The organism is Geomonas sp., assembly GCF_056994735.1.
Genome location: NZ_JBXKJL010000086.1, coordinates 1 through 6,800, shown reverse-complemented (window position 1 = coordinate 6,800; position 6,800 = coordinate 1). Strand labels below are relative to the sequence as shown.

Annotated in this window: 7 protein-coding genes; 4 read left to right on the top strand and 3 right to left on the bottom strand. The window is 58.1% G+C overall.

The window, feature by feature from the left end; translation table 11 throughout:
• A partial coding sequence (locus AC11W3_RS04010) for a sugar MFS transporter (protein ID WP_484092535.1) occupies positions 1-1,001 on the bottom strand: 1,001 nt, incomplete at its 3' end.
• Positions 1,002-1,134: 133 nt separating this feature from the next.
• On the opposite strand from AC11W3_RS04010, the gene AC11W3_RS04005 reads away from it, so the two are divergent.
• The 3 genes from AC11W3_RS04005 to AC11W3_RS03995 all read left to right on the top strand — a co-directional run bounded on the left by AC11W3_RS04005 (position 1,135) and on the right by AC11W3_RS03995 (position 5,011).
• The gene (locus AC11W3_RS04005; protein ID WP_484090611.1) at positions 1,135-3,708 is read left to right on the top strand and encodes a hypothetical protein; all 2,574 of its coding nucleotides are present in this window, start codon (positions 1,135-1,137) and stop codon (positions 3,706-3,708) included.
• Between the two features lie 416 nt (positions 3,709-4,124).
• Positions 4,125-4,325 carry a cold-shock protein gene (locus AC11W3_RS04000; protein ID WP_484090612.1) on the top strand — a complete coding sequence of 67 codons (201 nt, stop codon included), beginning with the start codon at positions 4,125-4,127 and terminating at the stop codon, positions 4,323-4,325.
• A 170-nt stretch (positions 4,326-4,495) separates the two neighbouring features.
• Positions 4,496-5,011, top strand: a complete 516-nt coding sequence (locus tag AC11W3_RS03995) for a M48 metallopeptidase family protein (RefSeq protein ID WP_484090613.1) — start codon at positions 4,496-4,498, stop codon at positions 5,009-5,011.
• Positions 5,012-5,116: 105 nt separating this feature from the next.
• Here the strand turns inward: AC11W3_RS03995 and AC11W3_RS03990 are convergent, their stop codons facing one another.
• Together AC11W3_RS03990 and AC11W3_RS03985 are read right to left on the bottom strand one after the other, a co-directional pair.
• Positions 5,117-6,400 (bottom strand): O-acetylhomoserine aminocarboxypropyltransferase/cysteine synthase family protein, encoded by a 1,284-nt coding sequence (locus AC11W3_RS03990; protein ID WP_484090614.1) that lies wholly within the window; start codon positions 6,398-6,400, stop codon positions 5,117-5,119.
• Between the two features lie 21 nt (positions 6,401-6,421).
• The gene (locus AC11W3_RS03985) at positions 6,422-6,601 is read right to left on the bottom strand and encodes a hypothetical protein (protein WP_484090615.1); all 180 of its coding nucleotides are present in this window, start codon (positions 6,599-6,601) and stop codon (positions 6,422-6,424) included.
• Positions 6,602-6,642: 41 nt separating this feature from the next.
• Between AC11W3_RS03985 and AC11W3_RS03980 the strand changes: the two genes are divergently transcribed.
• On the top strand, positions 6,643-6,800 hold a 158-nt coding region (locus AC11W3_RS03980), incomplete at its 3' end, for an NUDIX domain-containing protein (protein WP_484092536.1).

Sequence of the window (6,800 nt, the reverse complement as noted above, 5' to 3'; positions counted from 1 at the left end):
GCTGTCAGTGTTGCGGTGACGAAGGCGTTGAAGGCCAGCACCTTGGCGGGACTTACCTTCCTCTGTATTACGGAACCGATGAAACGCCCGACCATGGCGCCGCCCCAGTAGAAGGACACATATCTGGCGGCGCTAGCCTGTGGCAAATCGCCAATGTAAGGCTGCCCCAGGTAAATTACGAGAAAGCTGCCGATGGCGACCTCGGCGCCTACGTATAGAAAGATGCCGAGTGCCCCCAGTTTTAAATGCCGGTAGCCCCAGGCACTGTGTGGACCCACTTCCTCTGGGCCCTGTTCCGCTTCGCTAATGCCAGCCTCCATTTTCGGGAGCCTTATGACGGCGAAAATGGCGGCCATGAAGAAGAGCAGTGCGGCCATCCACAGGTAAGGGGTCTGCACTGAGGCGGCCTCGGCAGCCCGGTAGGCGACCACTCCGGCGGGGGGCATTTTCGCCAAATCTTCGGCCGGCTTGACTGCGACTGCCAGGATAAAAATCGCGCCGAGGTAAGGGGCGACAGTGGTGCCCAGGGCGTTGAAAGCCTGAGTCAGATTAAGGCGGCTCGACGCGGTCTGCGGAGTGCCCAGTATGGTAACGTAAGGGTTGGCCGCCACTTGGAGCAAGGTGATGCCGGAGGCAAGGACGAAGAAACCGGTAAGGAAAAGCGGGTAAGACCGCTGCCCCGCTGCCGGGTAAAAAACAAGGCAACCTACGGCAGTCACCACCAACCCGGCGCAGATTCCCTTCTTGTACCCTATCTTCTCTATAATCGCCCCCGACGGCAGTGACATGATAAAGTAAGCTGCGAAGAAGCAGAACTGTATCAGCATGGATTGGGTGTAGTTCAGCGAGAAGATGCTTTTAAGATGCGGTATCAAGATATCGTTGAGGCAGGTGATGAAACCCCACATGAAGAAAAGGAAAATGAGCGCAGATAGCGCAAAAGAATACTTGGCCTCCGACGTCGACGGTTTTCGATCAGGAATATCTGAAATGAAAGCCATGGCTCTCTCCTCTGCCCATCTAAATCGGCAAGCCCTTTACCGGTAGTTCCTGCATGGGAACCTACTCATGGGCTGAAAGGTTCTTTTCCCCAGCCAGCCGGTCAACTGTCAAAGTCTAGCACCGAATGTCATCTTGCAATGTGAATCACTCTTTTCTATACTGCGCGACATGCCTTTCGTCCAACTGCAATCCCGAAGGTTCCGGCCTCTTGTTGCCGCTACCGCTCTGGTCCTTCTTCTCTGTTCCCTATCTGTCTACGGTGCCACACTCGCCCCTTCCGCGACGTCTGAGCACACCGTCTCGATCGACATCTCCAACCTGACCCCGTTTCTTAACTCCCTCCCTCCCGACGAGAGGGACGAACAGTTGCGTGACTGGGCGGTGTACGGGCTGAAAAAGGCTGTCTCCGCGGGGAAGCAGGGGGAGTTGCCGGTCCGGCACCCCGCTCTCGCTGCCGAGCGGCCGGGGGAAGTCTCGTCCGGGAGGGTCTTCGCAATTTCGGCGAAGGAGTGGGGAATAGTCGCTCCGCCCGAGTTGCTCATCGACAAGCCCCGGCTGGGGGGGCTCATCGACAGGAGATATTCCGGCTCCGGCAAACTCCCGGAGAGGGTCTCGCTCTTCAGCTACCGCTTCGATCCTTCGACAGCGGAGGTTGTCGTGGATTCCGCTGGGGTCGTGGACGCAAGGGATTTCTACACACCGGATTACGGTTACTGCAGTGCAACCGTCGCCTCTCCGAGTGAACTTGCGGGTTTTCTCGGGCGGATCGACGACCTGGTAAGCTTCGCCTGGCGCTCCGGTCGGCTTACCCTCGGCGGTCGGAAGTACGTTCAACACGACCGGAGGGCTTTGACCGTGCAGGACGTTGCCGCCCTGTACCAGGCGTACAACCCGCCCCGCATTGACGCTAAAACGCTGGAGAAGGCGGTCAGGGAGAGATACGCCGAACTGCTCCGCACGGATGCGGGGCTGCGGAAGGCGCTGGACAGCGGGAAAGTAAAGAAATCGAAGGTGATGGCGCGACTGCGGCGCCAGATGTCGCCCCGGAATGGAGGGCAGGTCGGCTTCTCCCTCGACCCGGAGTATGATTACCAGGGCATCGCGGGCGATATCCTCAGGATGACGGGCGGGCACGCCGCCGGGCTGCACACGATGGAGCCTTCCCTCGCCGAACTCTTCTCCATACATCGGGATGAACTGAATGCTGCCGCCCTTGGACTGGTGCGCCGGCACAATCTGGGTCCCCTTCTCGAATTGCGTCGACGCTATGAGAATTCGCGCAAGCCAGAGGATCGGCGTCTTTCGGATATTCTGAAAAATATGGTGAGCGTTCACGCCTACCAGACGGCACGCTATGACGGCGCCCTGCAGGGGACCAGCGCCGGCATGATCCTTTTCTACACCGATCTGCTGGCCAAGTTGTGGGCACTCGACTACCGCGGTATGGCCCCGAAATCCTCGGTGAAAGGATTCCGCACCATGCGGGAGATCGCGGTCCCGAAGCTTTACTGGGACGACTACGTGCGCCTCTCGAAAACGCGCCTCTGGTTCGGCCTGCGGAGCGAGGGCTTCGACCTCTATGGTGACAAGCTGCTGTTCCAGCCTGCCGTCACCCGCGTCTATGCCGCGTCCTCGGATCCCCTCTTCCCGGGGAGGGAGAGCAAACCCAATTATCCAAGCGCCACCTTCCTGGGGTGGTGGGACAGACATTACGAGGCGGTTGCCGCCGTCGAACCCTACTATCACAGGCTTGATCAGATTCAGAAGTGGAGCTGCGCCATCATGGTCTTGAAGGAAAAAAGAGCACCTGCCCTCGATTTCCTTCGGGGCGTCCCGGTGCGGCGAGACCTGGATTTCGAAACATGGAGTAGGACGGAGCCGGTGCTGTCCGAAGTAGGCTTAACGTTCCTGGACCGGACCACTCTCGGTCGCAGCACGGAATGTCTCCCGTTGCTGATTTCCAACCCGTACCCGCTTATGGGGACACAGTACGTGCTGAGCGGCGGCGTCTCCCTTGCCAGCCGAAGCGATGTCCTTGCCAAGCTGCATCGGCAAGGCCGACGCGTTGCGGCGGCTGTGCCGGCGGATGCGGATACGGGCCTGGATGACTCCTCCCCGCCGAGCCACGGAGTGGGTAAGTCGTCCGCCTCGGCCAGGACGAGTCGGGGCAATCCCGTGCTCCTGCCTGGCGGGAAAGCGGCAAGTGAGGCTGTGCAGGCCGGCAAGGGGAGGAAGTCGGCTCGCGGCGGCGCAGCATCGCAACAGGAGTTGCCGGCCGCGGACGAAGCCCCGGTCCGCGACCAGGGGCGCGTAGCTACCGCTGGCTCCGGATCGGTCAAGGTTGCGAAGCGTTCGGAGAAGATCAAACTGACTTGGGAGAAAGGACCGTCGGTTGCCGTGCACGATCTGGTGAATTCGCTGGCGGCGCTGCAGCAGGAGGGTAAGCCGCGGCTACAGGGTGAAGCTATCTTCGGCGGCGTCGGCGAGCTTAGGAAGGTGATTCGTGTCAGGCAGTGGGGGGCATACCTCGTGAAGACCGAGGCCGGGAAGGATCAGTGGATGTACCTGGAAATAAATCCCGCCAAAGTCGAGGGATTCCCCGCCCGAGCCGCCGCCGCTCTCCCCGAGGCCGATATCTTCTGCGCGAAGCTCGTTTCGGACTCCTACGCCCGTAGGCTTGCCGAGGGTAAGACGGCGATCAGATAGGACGCCGTGTGGCGGGTCTATAACTGCTCTGCGGAAAAGGTTGTCGTCGAGATTGCCGATGAGAAGGTGGCGAGACAGATGTTTCGCTCACTCACCGGGACTGAAGCTGATACGATACCAGCAGTAGTTGCTACAGAGTACTGCAGTCAGGACTGGCGCAGCCTTGCCAATGACGTCTGCTTCCTCTTTATGCTGCTGCTATTCTGCTTGTTCCTGTCTTAACGCAGTGCCTGTACTACTATTAGTCATAGCCATTTTCCTTGCCATCCGAAAGCAGACGAAGGAGCCTTAGGGACAATAAGCTCGGGCATCAGACCAAAATATGAGCTTTATTGGGTTGCTTTAACGTTTAAAGCTGCTATGGTCTTGAGTGACCGGGACGCTCCCGGATTAACATTCAGATTTGGAGGAAGCAAATGGTAAACGGTACGGTTAAATGGTTCAACGACAGCAAAGGGTTTGGATTTCTTCAGCAGGAAGGGGGGGAAGACGTCTTTTGCCACTTCTCCGCGATCACCGGCGACGGCTTCAAGTCGCTGGCTGAGGGCGATAACGTCATGTTTGACGTAGTCAAAGGGCCGAAGGGGCTGCAGGCCGCAAATGTAAGAAGGGTCTAAACACAAAGTTTGGCACTTCTGACAGCCCCGGAGACATCCGGGGCTGTTTTTGTTGGGACGACCGCGCGCCTCGTCATTAGAGGTGAATGGTGAATGGTGAAGGATGAATCGGGCTTGCGGGAGTTGTCTCGGCAAGATGCACGCAACAGGTCTCAGGGAGTGAGTCGAAAGTGAACAAGGATTACCGCGTTTTCAAGTATCTGGCCGGATATTCACAGGAAGTAAGAGCTAAGGTCGGCTTGCTTATAGACGACAACAGGTTGGCGTCGCTGTTATTGCAGAAGTATCCCTCATGCCACGACATCAAGACCGACAGGGCGCTCTATGACTTCACGATCGATATAAAGAACCGGTATCTCAAGAAATCCCAGCCGCTCTCAAAGGTGGCCTATGATCCTAAGATCAGCACCGTCAATGATGCCCTTGGGCTGCACGCGTTCGTATCGCGTGTCCAGGGAAGCAAGTTGAAGGCGAAGCACGAGGTCAAGGTGGCATCTCTCTTCAAGGATGCTCCGCTCGAGTTCCTGAGGATGATCGTGGTGCACGAGCTGGCCCATCTGAAGGAGAAGGATCACGACAAGGCCTTTTACAGCCTGTGCGAGTATATGGAACCGGCCTACCATCAACTGGAATTTGATACCAGGCTCTACCTGACGCAGCTGGAGATCGCCGGCCCTCTGTACTGAAATAGGAAGTGGGAATAAAGAAGCCGTGGCTCGTCAGCTTGACTGTACGGGCCACGGCTTTTTTGTTACGCGGGATGCTTCTTACTGAGGGTGAGGTGCCGACTCTTACTTCTGGCTCGCCTGCAGCGCCTGCTCGACATCTGCGATGAGGTCGTCGATGTGCTCGATTCCGACGGAGAGCCTGATCAGGTCGGCGGTAACCCCGGACGCGATCTGCTGCTCGTAACTGAGCTGACGATGGGTGGTGCTGGCCGGGTGAAGGACGCAGCTTCTCGCATCGCCGACATGGACGACCAGAGCGATTACCTCGCAGCTCTCCATGAACTTCTTGCCCGCCTCGGCGCCCCCCTTGATACCGAAGGTCAGGACCCCGCTCGCCCCTTTGGGAAGGTACTTGCGGGCCCGCTCATGACTCTTGTGGCTTTCAAGGCCTGGATAGCTGACCCAGCTCACTGCAGGGTGCCGCTCCAGGTACTTTGCCATGGCCAGGGCGTTTTCGCTGTGCCGCTGCATCCGAAGGGGAAGGGTTTCCAGCCCCAGGTTGAAGAGGAAGGCGTTGAAGGGGGAGGGACATGATCCCAGGTCCCGCATCAACTGCACGCGCGCCTTCACGATGTAGGCGAGCTTCCCGAAGGTTTCGAGGTACTTGAGGCCGTGGTAGCTTGAGTCGGGATCCGTCATCTCCGGGAACTTCCCGTTGCCCCAGTCGAAGTTCCCGGCGTCCACGATAACGCCCCCGACGCTGGTGGCGTGCCCGTCGATGTATTTGGTGGCTGAGTGGATCACGATGTTGGCGCCATGCTCGATCGGCCTGCAAAGATACGGGGTGGGGAAGGTGTTGTCGATGATAAGCGGAACCTGCATCTTCTGGCTGATGGCGGCGAATTTTTCGAAATCCAGCACGTTCAGGCCGGGGTTGCCGATGGTCTCGCCGAAGAGGGCGCGGGTTTCTGGGCGGAAGGCCGCTTCGATTACAGCCGAATCGGCCTCGGGATCGACGAAGGTGACCTCAATCCCCATCTTGGGGAAGGTGTTGGCGAAGAGGGAATAGGTGCCGCCGTAAAGGGTACTCGCTGCCACCACGTGCTGTCCGGCCCGGCAGATGTTCATGATGGCCATGGTGGTTGCCGCTTGTCCGCTCGAGGTGGCCATGGCCGCGATCCCGCCTTCCATGGCCGCAATCTTGGCTTCGAATCCTTCGGCCGTGGGGTTGCTGAGCCGGCTATAGAAATGACCTCCGACCTCCAGATCGAAAAGCTTGGCCACGTGCTCGGCGCTGGAAAACTTGAACGTGGTGCTCTGCACGATGGGCAGGATCCGTGGGTCTCCGTCCTTGGGTTCGTATCCCCCCTGAATCGCCTGGGTCTCTATCCGCCAATCCTTTTTCATGCAACTCCTCCTTTAATAATTTCATACCAATGCCGGAGCATAATAGCAGATTGCCGCACGGATTGCAGGGGAATTGTTGGTCTCAAGGATAAGGCGGGTTCCATCGAGAATATTCTTGAGCAGGTCGGCTGAAAGCACTTCGGCTATTTCAATTGAACGCTGCCAGCTCTGCATGATATCCTGCGCCAGCAGTTGCTGCACATCCTGTAGCTGTATTTGCTACCACTTCCTGAGGTACCTGATTGCACCCATTGAGAAACAAACATGTTGGCACTTCGATGATCTTCGTCAACGCGAAGAACGAGATACTGCTGATACTCAGGGATGATGTGCCGCACATCAAGTGTCCGGGGATGTGGGATATCCCGGGTGGCGGTGTTGAAGACGGTGAAACGCCTGC

Excerpts from the sequence above, each read along its gene's own strand:
- AC11W3_RS04000 (WP_484090612.1), top strand. The coding sequence starts at position 4,125 with ATGGTAAACGGTACGGTTAAATGGTTCAACGACAGCAAAGGGTTTGGA.
- AC11W3_RS03990 (WP_484090614.1), bottom strand. The coding sequence starts at position 6,400 with ATGAAAAAGGATTGGCGGATAGAGACCCAGGCGATTCAGGGGGGATAC.